General features: G+C 36.8%; 19 protein-coding genes. 2 read left to right on the plus strand and 17 right to left on the minus strand.

Annotated elements, in window-relative coordinates; genetic code table 11:
- Position 1: 1 nt before the first annotated feature.
- The 16 genes from AAJG31_RS10290 to AAJG31_RS10365 all read right to left on the minus strand — a co-directional run bounded on the left by AAJG31_RS10290 (position 2) and on the right by AAJG31_RS10365 (position 13,790).
- The gene (locus tag AAJG31_RS10290) at positions 2–1,240 is read right to left on the minus strand and encodes a flagellin (protein ID WP_279493955.1); all 1,239 of its coding nucleotides are present in this window, start codon (positions 1,238–1,240) and stop codon (positions 2–4) included.
- 204 nt (positions 1,241–1,444) lie between these two features.
- Entirely contained in the window at positions 1,445–2,605 is a 1,161-nt protein-coding gene (gene fliB / locus AAJG31_RS10295; RefSeq protein ID WP_257961506.1) for a flagellin lysine-N-methylase, read from the minus strand.
- Positions 2,606–2,682: 77 nt separating this feature from the next.
- The gene (gene csrA, locus AAJG31_RS10300) at positions 2,683–2,904 is read right to left on the minus strand and encodes a carbon storage regulator CsrA (RefSeq protein WP_279493953.1); all 222 of its coding nucleotides are present in this window, start codon (positions 2,902–2,904) and stop codon (positions 2,683–2,685) included.
- Positions 2,904–3,344 carry a flagellar assembly protein FliW gene (gene fliW / locus AAJG31_RS10305; RefSeq protein ID WP_216486562.1) on the minus strand — a complete coding sequence of 147 codons (441 nt, stop codon included), beginning with the start codon at positions 3,342–3,344 and terminating at the stop codon, positions 2,904–2,906. Before fliW ends, csrA begins: the two co-directional genes overlap by 1 nt.
- Before the next feature lie 31 nt (positions 3,345–3,375).
- On the minus strand, positions 3,376–3,942 hold the full coding sequence (locus AAJG31_RS10310) for a DUF6470 family protein (protein WP_279493951.1): 567 nt from the start codon (positions 3,940–3,942) through the stop codon (positions 3,376–3,378).
- A 93-nt stretch (positions 3,943–4,035) separates the two neighbouring features.
- Positions 4,036–4,962 (minus strand): flagellar hook-associated protein FlgL, encoded by a 927-nt coding sequence (gene flgL / locus AAJG31_RS10315; protein ID WP_279493950.1) that lies wholly within the window; start codon positions 4,960–4,962, stop codon positions 4,036–4,038.
- A gap of 25 nt (positions 4,963–4,987) precedes the next feature.
- Complete coding sequence (flgK, locus tag AAJG31_RS10320; RefSeq protein WP_279493949.1) at positions 4,988–6,550, minus strand: flagellar hook-associated protein FlgK; 1,563 nt, start codon at positions 6,548–6,550, stop codon at positions 4,988–4,990.
- Positions 6,551–6,566: 16 nt separating this feature from the next.
- Positions 6,567–7,067, minus strand: coding sequence for a flagellar protein FlgN (locus tag AAJG31_RS10325; protein ID WP_054549756.1), 501 nt, complete (start codon positions 7,065–7,067; stop codon positions 6,567–6,569).
- A gap of 27 nt (positions 7,068–7,094) precedes the next feature.
- Positions 7,095–7,355 (minus strand): flagellar biosynthesis anti-sigma factor FlgM, encoded by a 261-nt coding sequence (gene flgM, locus AAJG31_RS10330; RefSeq protein WP_054549755.1) that lies wholly within the window; start codon positions 7,353–7,355, stop codon positions 7,095–7,097.
- Between the two features lie 121 nt (positions 7,356–7,476).
- The gene (locus AAJG31_RS10335; protein ID WP_054549754.1) at positions 7,477–7,890 is read right to left on the minus strand and encodes a TIGR03826 family flagellar region protein; all 414 of its coding nucleotides are present in this window, start codon (positions 7,888–7,890) and stop codon (positions 7,477–7,479) included.
- A gap of 78 nt (positions 7,891–7,968) precedes the next feature.
- Positions 7,969–8,559, minus strand: a complete 591-nt coding sequence (locus AAJG31_RS10340) for a ComF family protein (RefSeq protein WP_279493946.1) — start codon at positions 8,557–8,559, stop codon at positions 7,969–7,971.
- A complete protein-coding gene (locus tag AAJG31_RS10345) occupies positions 8,556–9,923 on the minus strand; it encodes a DEAD/DEAH box helicase family protein (RefSeq protein ID WP_279493945.1) in 1,368 nt (455 codons plus the stop codon). The genes AAJG31_RS10340 and AAJG31_RS10345 overlap by 4 nt, the downstream gene beginning before the upstream one ends.
- A 63-nt stretch (positions 9,924–9,986) precedes the next feature.
- On the minus strand, positions 9,987–10,829 hold the full coding sequence (locus tag AAJG31_RS10350) for a DegV family protein (protein ID WP_054549752.1): 843 nt from the start codon (positions 10,827–10,829) through the stop codon (positions 9,987–9,989).
- 271 nt (positions 10,830–11,100) lie between these two features.
- Positions 11,101–11,646 carry a DUF3225 domain-containing protein gene (locus AAJG31_RS10355; RefSeq protein ID WP_004227588.1) on the minus strand — a complete coding sequence of 182 codons (546 nt, stop codon included), beginning with the start codon at positions 11,644–11,646 and terminating at the stop codon, positions 11,101–11,103.
- Between the two features lie 285 nt (positions 11,647–11,931).
- Positions 11,932–12,606, minus strand: a complete 675-nt coding sequence (locus AAJG31_RS10360; protein ID WP_004227590.1) for a response regulator transcription factor — start codon at positions 12,604–12,606, stop codon at positions 11,932–11,934.
- A gap of 35 nt (positions 12,607–12,641) precedes the next feature.
- Positions 12,642–13,790 carry a sensor histidine kinase gene (locus tag AAJG31_RS10365; protein WP_048392088.1) on the minus strand — a complete coding sequence of 383 codons (1,149 nt, stop codon included), beginning with the start codon at positions 13,788–13,790 and terminating at the stop codon, positions 12,642–12,644.
- 165 nt (positions 13,791–13,955) lie between these two features.
- On the opposite strand from AAJG31_RS10365, the gene AAJG31_RS10370 reads away from it, so the two are divergent.
- Positions 13,956–14,591, plus strand: coding sequence for a YigZ family protein (locus AAJG31_RS10370; RefSeq protein ID WP_131520838.1), 636 nt, complete (start codon positions 13,956–13,958; stop codon positions 14,589–14,591).
- A 147-nt stretch (positions 14,592–14,738) separates the two neighbouring features.
- Positions 14,739–15,794 (plus strand): LCP family protein, encoded by a 1,056-nt coding sequence (locus AAJG31_RS10375; RefSeq protein ID WP_279493942.1) that lies wholly within the window; start codon positions 14,739–14,741, stop codon positions 15,792–15,794.
- A gap of 234 nt (positions 15,795–16,028) precedes the next feature.
- Here AAJG31_RS10375 and AAJG31_RS10380 read toward each other — a convergent pair whose 3' ends face one another.
- On the minus strand, positions 16,029–17,096 hold the full coding sequence (locus tag AAJG31_RS10380; protein WP_269897331.1) for an MraY family glycosyltransferase: 1,068 nt from the start codon (positions 17,094–17,096) through the stop codon (positions 16,029–16,031).
- Positions 17,097–17,248: the final 152 nt, after the last annotated feature.

A 17,248-nucleotide genomic window follows, 5' to 3' on the forward strand; every position in this document is an offset into this window, starting at 1 on the left:
CTTATTGTAATAATTGAAGAACACCTTGAGGTTGTTGGTTTGCTTGTGCAAGCATAGATTGTGCTGCTTGCATTAAGATGTTGTTCTTCGTGAAGCCCATCATCTCTTTCGCCATATCAGCATCACGGATACGAGATTCAGCATCTTGTAAGTTTTCAGCTGATGTACCTAAGTTTTTCACTGTATGTTCTAAACGGTTTTGTACTGCCCCTAAGCGAGAACGCTCAACAGATACTTTTGTCACAGCGTCATCGATTTTCTTGATTGCTGCATCCGCATCTGCACGAGAAGTAATTTCCATTAAATTTTTACCTTGATCATCTGTTAAATTAAGACCTTTAAGACCCATTTCAGCAATATTTACTTCAATGTTTTGACCTGTGTTTGCACCGATGTGGAATTTCTTACCTTGGTACGTACCATCTAATAACTTCATGTTATTGAACTCAGTTTGTTCAGCGATACGATCTACTTCATTACGTAATGCTGATAATTCTTCTTGAATTTTACCTACGTCTTTATTTGCTACAGTATCTTTATTCCCAGCACCTTTACCTGAAATAAGTGTTGCTGATGCTTTAAGTGCAGTTGCTGATGCATTGATGTTATCAGCTGAGCCTTTAAGTTCTGCTGCTGACTGTTGAAGTACAGCTGCTGAACCATTAATTGTCGCTGCTGAACCGTTAAGTGTTGCTGCTGATGCTTCTAAAGCTGCTGCTGATGCAAGGCTTCCCGCTGCTTTCATTGCGTCAGCTGATGCTTTTTTAACTGTTGCTGATGCTGTTTTTGATGCTGCTGATGCTGCTTTTTTCGAAGCAGATTGTGATTTAGTAGCTGCTGACGCTCCCTTACTTGCTGCTGATGCTGTTTTTGATGCTGCTGATGCTGTTTTTGCTGCTGCTGATGCTGATTTAGTAGCATCATCACCGCGCTCATTCGTTTGAGTAGATGCTTGAACAGCTAACTCACGCATACGTTGTAAAATTGCGTGTGTTTCTTCTAACGCACCCTCAGCAGTTTTGATTAATGAAATACCATCTTGTGCGTTTTTAGAAGCCATTTGTAGACCACGGATTTGTCCACGCATTTTTTCTGAAATCGCTAAACCTGCTGCATCGTCTCCAGCACGGTTAATACGGAAACCTGAAGATAATTTCTCAAGGTGTTTACTCGTATTTGTAGTATTGTTTGCTAAGTTACGGTGTGCGTTAAACGCTGCAATGTTATTTTGAATTCTCATTTGGAATTCCTCCTTGAATGTTTTTTATTTCCACGTCCTTGTGGTTGTTTGGAAACAAAGCGTTTTTCAACTTTTTATTTCCCACAATTTCTATATCGACATGCTTTTAAAATGTTTAATATATTTAATAAATTATTTTATTAATTTATTTCAAACTTCACTACTTCGTCAAACATAGACATTCATTTATATGGTGATCGAATGCTAGTCATTTTCTCTCTCCAATATACTTTTCATTAGTTTTCTAAAATCCTTATTATTTTCTAATGTCTTCGTAAAAGATTGGATGAATTTTAATACGATTTCCTCCGATAAGCCTTGATGATAACTTCCCAAACCTATTAACGTACCTTTAATAAATAAAAACCACATAAACAATTGCTCATATTCCTTCACAAAGCTCATTTGACTTTGTGGTAAGCTATTTTTAAACACATAATTCACTAAATAATTTTCTAAAATATAGTCTTTTTCTTCAAAGAAAGGTTTGTAATAGTTTTGTACGGACTGTTTGTACAAAGCAACTGACTGCTCTACTGTATCCCCACCATTTAATTGTAAACCTTCTTCTAACTGTGCGATACATTCATCGAAACGGCGATTAAATAGCTCATATTCTTTTTGGAATTCTAGAAGGCGGTATATAATATTAATCATTTCTTCATCGCTTGGTAAATATTTGTGTATACCAAAAGACGCTGCACGATTTAAAATATCGTTACATTCGCTTATATAAAGAGGTAACCGCTGTTCCCAGTCACTCTCTTCAGTAGTTTGCATTTTTCTCATGAATATTCCTAATACTAGTAAACGAGATTCAATGGAAGCTTGGCGATTTTGAAGTATTTGAATAACAAATATACGCATATCCCAAAAACGACTCGTCACATCCGGGTATGCAAATAGTGTATGTTTAGCAAATTCATCTTCCATCATCACAAAGTCAATGCCATCTGGATTTAACAATATTAATCTCGCAGCTTCAGGGCATGCTACACTCAAATCTCTTTCTACACGCTGCTCGATAGCTGAAATTTGTCTTGGAAAAAATGTACATGTATCACACAAAAAATTTTCTCCGAGCTCAATAAAAATGTTACATAATTTATCTTCATTTAAAAATGAACAGTTCATATGTTCGTCTACTTTTATTTTAGCGTAGTTACTATCTGATGGGTTTGCGCGCTCTCTTGTTACGTTCGTGCGTAAATCTTTAGCAATCGATCCACTTGTTACTTTTCGATACATTTGGAAAGTGCGTTTATCAACACTTAACTTCCATCCCGCACAGCAAGTATCCTCACACGCTGGACCTATACAAGAGAATTTTTCAAAATAAGTAGGCTGCAATACTTGTTTCTTCATTGTTAATCCTCTTTCATTTAGTATTTACCACACAAAGAAACACCCGAAAGAAATCTTTCAGGCTTCCTTTGTCCATATTATTTATATTTTTTTAATTGATCTAATAAATCAACATTTAATACTAATGCCTCTTTGTTTTGTCTTTGAATATCTTCGAATATTTCTTTACGATGGATGGTTACTGCTTTTGGAGCGATAATCCCAAGCTTTATTTGTTCTCCTTCAACAGCTAATATTTTTATTTCAATTTGATCACCAATCATAATAGATTCATTTTTTTTCCTTGATAATACGAGCATTATTTATCCCTACCTTTTAACACTGGGATTGGATAGCGCAGCGGATAATCTTTATCGTGTAGTACTATTTGTTTACCAAGCTTTTTGTTATTATTCATAACGATTGGTGCTAATAAATTCAATGTAGATTGTTCAAAGGGTTCTTTGAATGTAATGATTACATAAGCAACTACATCCTCTTCTTTTTCAATTTGTAGCTGCTTTTTATCCTCTTCACTTATATCAAAATGATAATCTATTTTAAAAGCATAAGGGAACGCAAGAATAAAACTAATTTCTGCACACTCTATTGATTGCAATAGGATTAATGGTAAATCAACATCCAGAGGGAGAAGAACAAATTTCTTATACTCCTCTAAGCCCATTAAGCCATGTTCAAAAACTAATATATCTTGTTCCGCAATTTCTATTTCCCCCAAAAAAATCGAATTTATTTTCATTATAGAAACCCTTCTTTTGTGTATTTTCTCTTTAACGAAGAACATCGATATCAACACGTGGTCTTTGTATCATTGTTCCTGTTATTTTACCAGGTGTGTAAGCATGTATTACTTTGTTTACTTGTACATTAATTTGTGGATAACGACGTGTAATATTTAGGTCTAGTTTGCCAGGGTGATAATTCGTTTTCACTGAACCGACAGAAGGAACAAATTCAATATTATATGGACCTGCTCTTTTTGGACCATGATTTTGTTTAGCGATTTGTTGAATAACAGTGCCTTCTTGACCTTTACCAGCACTTTCTCTCATTTGTCGTCCTTCTTGCATTCGGCGCACAAGACCTTTTGCAGCTTCGTTCTTCCCCTCCTGTGCATAGCGCTCTATCATTTCACCAGTTGGAAAAAAACCTAAATCTCTTCTTGCATCCGAAGAGTCAATTGTCAATTTACCTGGTGTTGTACTCATTTCAAGAATTGCAGCTGGCTGAGAAATAGATAATTCAGCTGAAGGTTGTTTAATATATTGGATAGGATCCTGTTTTTGCCAATCCATTTGAATATCTGTTGTGCGAATTTGAATTTGTGGCAATTTCATACGCATCACATCTTTCTTAAAATATCTAAATTCATCATTTGGATAATCGATTAATTCATCCTATATTACTTTTTAAAAGAGCTTTAGTCGATTTTATCTAATAAAATCGACTAAAGTCTGCTGAATAATTTTTGCTCCTACGGATAGAGCTGCCTGGTGAATAGATTCTTGTGTTACCATATTGGTAATCGTTTCAGGATATTCTGTATCCTCGTTTAGCGACATTTGCTTTGTGGCATGTTCTTCACCAATTTTCAAACGATTTCCCATCAGTTCAACTCGATTTTGACGTGCTCCAACATCAGCTTGTAGTTTCAATGTCTTTTCATGAATACTATCTAGTGCCGGGATTGTTGCCCCACCACCATCTGTTACTTGTAAGCCAAGTGCTGCGCTCACTTCATCACTTGTTTTAGTATCATCATCTAAAGTAGCTATCACATGAGCCATAAAGTCATCGAGTTCCCCGAATAACTCAGCACCTGGTGTATTCACTGACATTCTAATTCCGTCAAACACATCAATCTCAATATTTTTCTCTTTTCCCAATGTTGTAATAGCTGGATTTTGTGGACTTATTTTATCCGTATAGAGCGGCTGATCTACATGTGTACCTGAAAAAATATAATTCCCAGCAATTTGTGTGTTACCAACATCTCGGAGAGACTCCTTAATTTGTTTCATTTCTGCATTAATTTTTTGACGTTCCTTCCCATTTGTATCATTTGCAGCCTGGACAATCAGTTCCTTGACACGGGTTAATGCAGAACCAACTTCATTAAAAGCTGAGTCCGTTGAATCTAACCATGAATTCGCTGTACTTAGATTACGTTGGTATTGTTCGTTTTTACCGAGATCTACACGGTATCCCATGCCCACCACTGCTGCAACAGGATCCTCAGATGGTTTGTTGAATTTCCTACCAGAAGTCAACATATTTTGATAGTTGGACATTTTTCCATAGCTGCTATTTAAATTCCGTAACATGTTATTAGATAACATGGATTGTGTAACACGCATCGATAACTCTCCTTTCAGGTAGCGATTATAGTCCTACTCGTCCCATTCCATTAATAATTTTGTCTAGTGTTTCATCCACTACGGTAATCATACGTGCATTAGCGTTGTATGCTTGTTGAAATGTAATCATATTGGTCATCTCTTCATCTAAAGAAACCGAACTCATCGCAGCTCGATTATTAGCGATTTGTAAATGTAATGCCTGCGAGTTCTTAAAATTAGTTTCTGCCTCTTTTCCTTTGACAGCTAAGTCCCCTGTTATTCCTCTATAGAAGTTCTGGAATGTGGCTTGACCTAAATTGGCATTTGTCTTTGACTGTAACTCTGCTAATTTAAGCATATTTTTATTATTACCAGATTCACCTGCTGTATCAGACGCAGCCACTTCTTCTGGTTTTGTAATTACTATTTTAAAATCACGGGCTGTTGTACCACTGAAAAAATCACGATTGCCAACAGTGTCGTTTAGTCCAAAACCTGCTCGATGAATCGCATTAAATTCGGTAATAAATTCATTAGCTAACTTATCCAGATTAGCTATCATTTCGGAATAGAGTCCTTGTCCTGTGCCATTATTATAACTGTGACCATAAGCTTCGATTAACGCTCGAAAACCCCCACCTTCTTTATGCAGTTGACCAAAGCTAATAGTAGAAGGACCTACCATCGGATCAGTTGGTGGTTCCCCAATATCAGAAATTCTAAACTCCAAAAACTCTGCAAAACTTCCTGTTGCTGGATCGTCTTCTTCACCATCTATACGATTACCGTTTCTATCCACAGCAGCAAGTGTTGCATATTCCCTGCCGTTTACTAAGGTGATTGGTGGACTACCATCTGATGGTTCATAGGTAATTGTAATAGTACCTTCTGCTACATCGTTTGCTAACCCACCAGATTTTTCTCGTTGGATGGACACAGGCAATTTTTTATTTAATTCATCTACCAACAAGTCCCGTGCATCATATAAATCATTCGGCACATTGCCATTCGGTTCAACCTCTTCAATTTGCTTATTAATATGAGCAATTTGTTTAAGAAGTGAGTTGACGACGTCTGTTGTAACCTTTATTTCATTCCCGATATTCCCTTGAACCTTCTTTAATTGCCGATCCATATAATTGAAGGAGTCTGCAAGAGTTCTTCCTTCAGCAAGCAACACCTGACGCCCAGCCATTAATTGTGGATCTTTAGTGATATCTTCCATTGATTTCCAAAAATTGGTGAATGCCTGGTTAATTCCATATTGAGAGGGTTCATTCATTACATCTTCTATTTGCGAGATAGATTTTACTGTGGATTCCCAATAACCTAGTCGATTTGTTTCCTGACGATATTGCCGATCAATAAACTCATCGCGAATACGTTGGATAGATGTTGCTTCGACACCTGTCCCAAGATGACCAGGATATGAAGGCGAATTTAGTCCGGCAGTTGGAAATCCAGGTGTTGCCTGCATGTTCACTCGTTGACGAGAGTAGCCTAGTGTGTTGGCGTTGGAAATATTGTGACCTGTTGTATATAAAGCAGTTTGCTGTGTGAAGAGGCCACGTTTACTAGCTTCTAAGCCCATAAATGTTGAGCGCATTTTTCTTCCTCCCTTGTTATGCTTGTGAATCGAAATATGATTTTTTAGCTATGGTATTAGTTCCACGTACTTCGTTGCTGGAATAGTTCATTTGCTCTGTACGGGGTCTTACTGCATCTAATGTTAGGTTGACGATCTGTAATGATTGGAAAACGAGTTTTTGATTTAGATCATTTTGTTTTCGTAGGTCATTGATAATTTGCATTAAACGTTCGCGAACTGCTGATAGTGTTGCTTTGTCAGCTTGTTGTTCAGCAGCCTCGATGACATCCGCGACAGTTGTTTTGTCAGCTGAAGCAAGTCCCTTTGCTTCAAGGTAGTCCGTTACCTGTTTCTGACGCTGTTGCTCGAGCTTATCGATGGCTGCTACATGCGCCTGCTCATCCTTGAGCAATTGGTCTAGCGCTTCGATATCGCCAGCTTTAATAATTTCCGTTTTTTTAAAGGCTAGTTCGAGTAAGCTTTTATGCATTCTCTCTAGCATTATTAGTGTAGAACTAATTGCTTCTACAGACATATCGTTATACACCCTTTCTGCTATTCCCTAGAAACGATAATATTTCAGCATATCCTCTGCCACTTTACGCGCATCTACTTTGTATTCTCCAGAAGCAATATCCTTTTTCAACTGTTGAACATGATCTGCTCGCTCCGAACTGTATGTTGAAACACCTCGCATTTCTTGTGCAGCCTTTGAAATTTCAATTTTATCGGCGAAAGATGCCTTGTTTGTATTTGATTTCACATTGCGTACTTGGTTTTTATAGGCGTTTACTGCATTAACTCCATAAGATGTAATTTTCATTTCAATACCCCCCATCTCTAAATCCTATCTTACTATTATTTCGGATTGTCTCACATAATGTTAAGTTTTCACATAGAAAAAAGTGTGCTAATTTTGTTTAAAATTAACACACTTGGAGTAATTAACGTTTACGCTCTGAGTGATAGGTTACACGATCACGCTGCTCTACACTTTCGCGGAATTCCTTAGCTGCTTCAAATGTACGTAAGTCTGCCTTTAATTCATCCTGGCATTTTGCACAAAGTTTACCAGTTGTTGTCAGATGACCACAGTTATCACATGGATAGCCAAGGTTAGGGAACATGGCTGGCTGCAGGCGACCCTTCCGAACCCATTTATACAATAGCTCCTCTGCCGCTCCCGTTGCTTCCACAATACGTTCTACAGTTGCCGCACGGTTTTCACGTTTACGTAAGAAACGATAAACGATTTGATAAAGCTCCTCCTCTGATTGTGCACACTTATGACACACTTCTCGGACTCCTGTATAATTAAAAAACTCATTACATTTCGGACAATTACGAACCTCTGCCATTGGCCTTTCCTCCTCTTTCTAGCAATTTTATCTACGAATGCTGTCTCATTAACTATTATACATAATGCATTGGTATTTTCATCCTTCAATTAATGTGAAGTATTGGACATTTTTAGCACCCGCCTGCATTAAAGCAGTTGTAGCATGCTCTAGAGTTGTCCCTGTAGTTTTTATATCGTCAAAAAGAAGATAATTTTTATGTTCGATTTGTGCATCCTTCTTTAAGCGAAAAAGTGGAGCTACCTGTATTCGCTGCTCTCTATTTTTGGAGCTTTGTGTTTCTGTCGTTGTCTTTTCTAATAATTGAATAAAGGGAATATGAGCCGCTTTTAATAGTTCATCAGTATGAGAGAAAGTACGCTCCTGTTGCTTGAGAGGATGCATCGGAATGGGGAGAATAATCGCTTTTTCTTTATTGAAACGATCATAGAGCTCCTGCCGAAATACCTTTGCAAGAGCCACATCTTGAAGAAACTTTAACTGGTGTAAGTAATCCTTCATCGCCTCATTATATTGATAAAGGGATGTAGCAGATTGAGAAGGTACAAAACGAGCGGCACATCTTTCACATATAGTCGGCGAGAATTGCTTGGTTAGAATCATTTTCCAGGAAATAGTTATTTTTAATGGCTGTGTGCATATTAAACAATGAGATTCTATTTTATTCATTCAGAAAATCCCTTCTTATTATAAAATTGAATTTTTGCGCATGCCTCATCCATCTCTGCTGTGATGCCGTGATAAAAGAATAGGACGTCCCCATCAGGAAATTGAACATCTCGTCCAACTCGACCTGCAATCTGAATGAGGGCATTGGAGGTAAAAATCAATGATTCTGCCCCAATAACAGCCACCTGTACATTGCTGATTGTAATGCCTCTTTCTAATATCGTAGTGGTTAATAAGCCCGGAACTTCTTTATTTCGTAGCTTTAACACCTTCACCTTCCGCTCTGGGTCAGCTGCATGCACAGCCAATATGTCTTCATTTAACCCTTGAAAAAGAGGAGTTGCACGTTTCATTAAGTCAATTGTCGGGAAAAATAGTAAAAAGGGTTCCTTTTGGTGTAAGCGCTCCTCCACCCACTTTTTTAACCTTTTAGGGATTTTACCTCGCTTAAAGCATTTATTATAGCTCCATAAAGAACGAACTTGTGGGACTGGTAATGGATGATTATGATAGCGTTTTGGAATAAAAGAGTAGCTTTCTTGCTGGAAAGTATGGAGTAATGATGCTGATGGGGTTGCTGTCACAAATACCAGAGGAGCATTTTCCTTTTTAGCCTTATCTACTGCTCTTTGTAGAGTTTCATCAAATGTATAAGGAAAAGCATCTGCCTCATCTACAATAATGACATCAAATGCCTTATCAAATCGGTAGAGCTGATGGGTTGTTGCTATAACAAGCTGTGCATAGCAATTTTGGTGAGGTGCTCCACCGTATAAAGCATGAATAACTGTATCCGGAAAAGCATCTTGAAAGCGTGGATACAGTTCTAACACTACATCTGTCCGTGGTGTAGCAATACAAACACGTAGCCCTCTCTTTAATGCATCATAGACAGTAGGAAAAAGTAGCTCTGTTTTGCCTGCACCGCAAACTGCATGAATTAAATGGGAGCGTTTTGCTTTCACACTTGCCAAGGTTTCATTAGCAGCCTGTTGCTGGAGTTCGGTGTATTGCCCTGCCCATTTTAATGAATGCTTGTTAATTTTTATCGTCTTGGGACCTGTCCAAATCATCAATTTTGTACAGCTACTTACTCTCCCCATTTTAATACAGTGTCGGCAGTACACACATTGTTGCTGACATTTTGAGCAATGGAATTTTGTGAATAAGTGCGGGTCTGTATTGTGACAACGATTGCATTTCATAGCTGGCTTTATTTGAATTCCTTCTATTATACTGACGTATTTTCGCTTTATTGCTTTCTCAATATCTTCAGATGAAAATGGCGAATGTTCTTTTAACCAAATGCGCCCTTCATGAAAATCACGTAATGCTGGGGGCAACAACCAACCCCTATATCTCATTAAAACCTCCCCTTTCTATAGAAAAAAGCCTCTACTTTTGCAGTAGAGACTTCTCACAATTCGTTATTTTTTTGTCCATCCTAATCCCATTGACCCTTCACCCAAATGAGTACCAATAACAGGACCAAAATAGCTCAATTTAAAGTTTACGTTTGGGTACGTTGCGGCTAATTGCTCTAGCCATTCTTGGGCTTCAGCAGGGCAATTTCCGTGAATGACAACAGCGTCCATCGCTGCATACTTTTTTGCATCCTCTGCTAGCAATTCTTCCGCACGCTTTAATGCCTTTTTACGTGTTCGGATTTTTTCGAAAGGTACAATTACCTTATCCACAAAATGTAAAACAGGCTTTACTTGTAGTAAGCCACCGATTAATGCTGCGGCAGAAGATAAACGCCCACCACGCTGTAAATGTGCTAAGTCGTCTACAATGAAGTAAGCACGAATAAACTGCTGCATGTCCGCTAATGCTGCAAGTATGTCTTTTGCTGAATGGCCCTCTTTCGCCATTTCCGCTGCTCTTAATACGTAAAAGCCTTGAACAGCACAGGATATTTCACTGTCAAAGGCATAAACATTAATACCTTCCACCATTTCACCGGCCTGCACTGCACCTTGGTATGTTCCACTAATACCACTCGATAAATGGATGGAAATTATCTCATCGTAATCCTTTGCTAGCTCATCAAAAAGAGCAACAAATTCTCCAATTGGAGGTTGTGTTGTTTTAGGAAATTCTTTAGCTCCACGCACCTTATCATAAAATTCAGATGCTGTGATATCTACTTCTTCTGCAAATAATTGACCTGAGATATTAACACTTAAAGGTATCATGTGAATGTTTAAGCGTGCACGTTCCTCAGCTGTAATATATGCAGTACTATCTGTTACGATTGCCGTCCTCATCCATGTCCACTCTCCTATAATTTTTAGTTTACAATCTATTTCTACTTGGTGCAATTGTTGTTGTTGTTGTGTTGTTATTGCTGGCGCTTCGCTTTTGCATAAATGACGGAAAACAAAAAGAAATGAATGTGAAATGAATGACGAACGTCGGATTCCCGTTCTCGCCCTTCTAGAGTCGTGCTAGTAAGCTAGCTTCCATTTCACATTCATTGTCTATGTATAAATAGGCATATCTTCACTCAATTGATATGTTGAATGAAGATAGCTTCTGTTAATTTCCTGTACTTGACTGTGAGTCATCGCCAATATAAAAGACACTCGTCACTTTCCAATCATTGTCCTCTTTCACAAAGACTGTTACCTGACGTCCTGCACTTTCATGTTCGACATTTGTCTCAAGCTGAAGTGAGTGCATTTTCATGTTGGCAAATACTTGCGCCTCTTCTGATTCATACTTTGCAATTGTTACATTTTCTACTTCACGCTTAATATCAAATTGATCAAATACTTCTGATGCATATGTTTTTTCTTCATCGTATTTAAAACCCTTTGGATTTTTCGAGATTGTATTCATATAACGATCAATTTCTTCAGCATTTAATGCAGCAATATACTCATCAAAAGATGCTAAAATCGCCTTTTCATCTTCCGCTGGTACATTATCAGCCTTTTCTACGTTTCCACCCATCATTTCAAAGCCAACTGTACCATCCTCTATTACTTTATCTCGTTCTTCATCACTCATCTTTTCATCTTTATTACCACAGGCAGTTAACACTAATAAGATTAGAACTGCTAGAAAACTTTTCTTTAACATCAAAAAACCTCCCGCGCATATTGTAGCATATAAATGCTTTCGTAGGAATTTTGTTGTGCATTTTCAACATTTAAGTGCTACATCTTCCTTATGACGCATTAGGTTGTAAAATGTTGCATGAATTGCTAGTTATCATATTCATACTAATGATTAGTAATGTTACAAAATTGTGAATGACCTGTTCTTCATCATGTAAGCCCAATACAAATTATTACCAAAAAACAATAAAAAACTGTTTTAAAAACTACTTCAATAAAAAGTAGCTTTTAAAAACAGTTTTAGCAATTAACGTACTTCAACCCAGCCATTTTTAATGGCTGTTACAACTGCTTGTGTACGGTCATTAACATTCATTTTTTGTAGAATACTTGATACGTGGTTTTTAACTGTTTTTTCAGAGATAAACAGTGTCTCACCGATTGTACGGTTTGATTGACCATCTGTTAATAATTGTAATACTTCGCATTCACGCTTAGTTAGCAAATGGAATGGACGACGAATTTCAGTTTGATGGAAGTTTCCTTTATTTTCATGTTCTGAAAGTCGTTTAAATTCTGCTACTAGGTTTTTCGTTACTTTTGGGTGTAAATAAGAACCGCCGTTGGCAACAACTTTAATCGCCTCAACGATTTCATCTGCATCCATCTCTTTTAACATATAGCCAAGAGCACCTGATTTTAATGCATGCGTAACATATGTTTCATCGTCATGTATAGACAACATAATCACTTTTGCATCTGGAAATTCAGTAATTAACTCTGCCGTTGCTTCTACTCCGTTTTTACCTGGCATGTTAATATCCATAAGCACTACATCTGGTTCGTTTTCAGCGTATAACGTAACCACATCTGTACCATCGTCACCTTCTGCTACTACATCAAACGTATCTTCAAAATCTAAAATGCGTTTTACTCCTTCGCGGAATAGCTGGTGATCGTCTACAATAATAATCTTTGTCATTTGTCTTTACCCCCTAGATTTCTGCGACAGTTACATCATTCTACTTCTAACGGTATTTTAAATAACACCGTTGTCCCTCGATTGATTTCACTCGTAATGGTGATTGTACCATTTAAAATTTCAATACGTTCTTTCATTCCTAAAATCCCAAAGGAATGATCTTTTACTACTTGTGGGTCAAAGCCTATACCATCATCTTTTACAACAATGTTGACGGCATCTTTTAACCATTCAAGCTTTACCCAAATGTCTTTACACTTTCCATGCTTCATGGCGTTGGTTACACATTCTTGTACTAATCGGAAAATGGATACTTCATAATTTGAAGGTATACGTTTTTCTGTACTTCTCGATTGGAAATGAATTTCAACACCTGGATTATATTCAGTCACTGTCGATAAATACTTCTTTAATGTCGGAATAATTCCCAAATCATCAAGTGCCATTGGTCGTAGATCATAAATAATACGTCGCACCTCAGATAAAGCATTACGTACCGTTTTCTTTAAATCGGCAATTTCAGCCAAAGCCTTTTCAATACCTTTTTCACGATACGTTCTATCTATTAAATCAGTGCGCATAAGGACATTTGCAAGCATTTGAGCAGGTCCATCGTGAATCTCTCTTGATAAACGCTTACGCTCTTCCTCTTGAGCTGCAATAATGCGTATCCCAAAATCCTGTTTCATTTTTGCTTGTTCAAGGGCTAAACCAACATTTCTTAAATCTGAAGTTAAGTAATTCAAAACGACATTTACCTGATTAACAATATGATCAGCACGTTCAATCGTATCGAGTAATCCTCTTAATCTTCTCTCTAGATCATCTCTTTTATCCCGTAGCTGTTTTTCTTGTGTTCTAATAACGGAGAGCTTTACTTGAAAATCATGTGCAGTTTCATATGCTTCTCTAACTTGTTCTTCGGTATAATTATCAAAAGCTTTACTCACTAGCACAAGTCGTTGCTTAGCAAGCTGCGTACTTTTTTCCAATGCATCGCCATCATCAATTACGATTGATATTTGTTTTCGAACAATTTCCAGCTCTTTTTGCATATCTTCAAAGCTTCTGCGGCTTTGTTCACTTATAATAAAGATATCATCCTTTGAGCTCATGATTGTATCTAACATTCGATTAAAAATGTCATCAAGCGACTTTAAATCGAAGGTATCATTTGAAAACATAGTATACTCCCCAGTCTAATGTCTTATGATTACTTACTAATTTAATAGACTAAAATCACATATTCCATAGTCTACACCTATTATAGCATTACCATGCTAAAATTTAATGCTTTTTCTTCATGAAAATTATAGAATAGAACTCTAGTTAAAAGGAGATTGATACGAATGAGAGAAAACTATTTAACAGTAAAAGGATATGGTGAAAGCGAAATTGTCATTTCCAAATCTCGCTTTCTCACTTATATAGAACGTGCAGAAACGGAAGAGGATGCAATTTCTTTTATAGATGGTATAAAAAAATTGCATCATAATGCAACACATAACTGCTCCGCTTATATTATTGGAGAGCATGATCATATTCAAAAGGCAAATGATGATGGGGAACCTAGTGGTACTGCAGGCGTCCCTATGTTAGAGGTCTTAAAAAAACAAGGGTTAAAAGATACGGTCGTTGTTGTGACCCGCTATTTTGGAGGCATTAAGCTCGGTGGTGGTGGTCTTATTCGTGCTTATGGAAAAGCAACTACAGAGGGATTAATTGCTGCACAGATAGTTGAACGTAAATTGCATCATTTCATGAAAGTAGCTATTGATTATACATGGCTAGGAAAAGTCGAAAATGAAATAAGAAGTTCATCATATTCTTTAGAGGAAATACGTTATTTGGAGGGTGTTGAAATCATTGTTTCTGTGCTAAAAGAGGATGAGGAACAGTTCCGAAGTTGGATAACAGAAATGACTAATGGACAAGCTTCCATCACTTTCGAAGATGCTCAATTTGTAGAATTTATTGTCAATTAAATAGTTTTAATTGTCGAAACTAAATATGCATAGTATAATTTTTTTGTTAAGCTATTTTATTGTCCACACAATTACTTAGTTAAAATTGAATAAAATTTAGCTTTATCGCATTATTATTCCCAATAATTAGAGGAGAATATATCTATTATGAAAAAAAGATCTGTTAGTCCAAATAAAAAGAGGTCTTCTAAAGCTTCCTTAATTATAAAAGTTACACTACTCCTTGTTGCAAGCTTGGTGATTTGTGTAACGGCTTATGCTGTTTACCTTACAAAACAGGTAGAGCATGCTGCAGACTCAGCATATGAGGAGTTAGAAGGTCGAGAGGTTTCAACGAAACGTGTAGAGAAAGTAGAGCCTGTACAAGACAATGTCTCTATTTTATTTGTAGGTGTTGATGATAGTGACAATCGAGGGCAAGGTTCGGATCATTCACGCTCCGATGCACTCGTTTTAGCTACATTAAATAACAAAACTCATACAATTAAAATGCTAAGCATTCCTCGTGATTCTTACGTTTATATTCCTAAAGTAGGTTATAAAGATAAAATTACTCATGCACATGCTATGGGTGGAACACTTACTACTATTGAAACAGTAGAGGAACTATTTGATATTCCAATCAATTACTATGTACGTATGAATTTCAATGCCTTTATTGATGTAGTCGATGCTTTAGGTGGTATTGAAGCTGAAGTACCTTATGCTTTACATGAATTAGATGAATTTGATAAGTTTACAATTAACTTACAGCCAGGCTTACAACATTTAAATGGTAGTGAGGCACTTGCACTCGCAAGAACACGTAAACAAGATAATGATATTGAGCGTGGTAAACGTCAACAGGAAATTCTATCTGCGATTATTAAAAAAGTCGCTTCTGTTAAGTCCGTTACGAAATATGATGATGTCATTAAAGCTCTTGGTGATAATATGAAAACAGATATGACATTCACTGAAATGAAGTCCTTCTTATCTTATTTATCAAAAGGCGCACCACGTATCGATTCCTTAACATTAGATGGCACGGATGATACATCTACTGGTATTTATTATTACCAGTTAAATCAAGATTCTGTTGAAGAAACAAAGGAGATTTTCAAAAACCATCTTGGCCTAAATGAACAATCATCAAGTCTAACAAGTGGCAATACAGGAACAGATAGTGCTGCTAGTAGCGATGACAATTCAGTTACTGAATAAGAGCTTTCAGACCATAGACAAACAACTTGTCTATGGTCTTTTTATATGGCTTCTCTATTGATTGACTACCCTTTTCATTTACCCCTCCTAGTAATCGATAAACAAGCTTATTTAAGTTTACCTTCTATTCCCTATATATAATCGGTTTAAAAGAGTTTCTCAGTGTCTAACTTTAATAGTAACCCTATTTAACAACAAAAAAGCAATCATACAAATTGTATGATTGCTTATATTTTATTTACTAAATATCCGTACAAAATTTAATAATGGTTTATAGTTTTTACCAGCCAGTCCGATGACCTCTACAAAGATTTCAATAGCTGTTAGGATGACCGCTACAAGTAATATAGCTCCCCAAACCTTTGCCATAGAGAAAATGATAGCCGCTAATCCAAACATTACTGCAATTCCGTAAATAATTAGGACTGTTTGTCGATGTGTAAAGCCCATATCGAGTAATCGATGGTGTAAATGTGATTTATCTGGGTCAGACCATTTCTTCTTCATGCGAACACGACGAACAATGGCAAAGAATGTATCAGAAATCGGAACACCAAGGATAATAATTGGGATGATTAAAGCTACGAATGTAATATTTTTAAAACCAAGTAACGCTAACACAGAGATCATAAATCCTAGGAACAATGCCCCTGTATCACCCATAAAGATTTTTGCTGGGTGGAAATTATAAAATAAGAAACCAAGTGAAGCTACAGCTAAAATGGCCGCTAACGCTAAAACAAACACATTGCTCAAAATAAACGCCATGACAGCTATTGTAATCAGTGCAATCGTAGAAACACCTGCAGCTAGACCATCTAGACCGTCAATTAAATTAATGGCATTCGTAATACCGATGATCCAAATAATTGTTAATGGAATACTCAGTAACCCAAAGTCTAATGTACCTAAGAACGGTAGATTAACCATTTCGATTTCAATACCGCCTACAAAAACAACAATCAGTGCAGCAACTAGCTGACCAAGCATTTTTGCTTTCGCAGAAATCTCACGCATATCATCAATAACACCCGTGATGACGATTATACAAGCACCAAAAATGATAGCTAATAAAGCCTCATTACTACCATGTTTTGTATGAACTAAGAATGAGTATAAAATCGTCACGCCAATAATAAAGGCAAGGAAAATGGCTAAACCGCCAAGTCTTGGCATAATTCGAGCATGTACTTTTCGATAGTTTGGTGCATCAACTGCACCTATTCTAAACGCTAAACGTTTCACTAATGGAGTTAACAAAATGGATGCAACGAACGCTGCTATTAAAGACACGTAAAGCATGTCTCTCCTCCTCAAATATATAATCTACATTGAAATCCAAATTGATTATAGCATGAACAAGCATTGAAATATACTTTTTCTAAACATTTTCCACGATTTCACAAATATTTTGTACATTTTAGCATTAATAGATTCCTATACAGTCAATTGTA

It is taken from the genome of Lysinibacillus sp. BS3 (genome assembly GCF_039614735.1).
GTDB classification, from domain to species: Bacteria; Bacillota; Bacilli; order Bacillales_A; family Planococcaceae; genus Lysinibacillus; species Lysinibacillus capsici.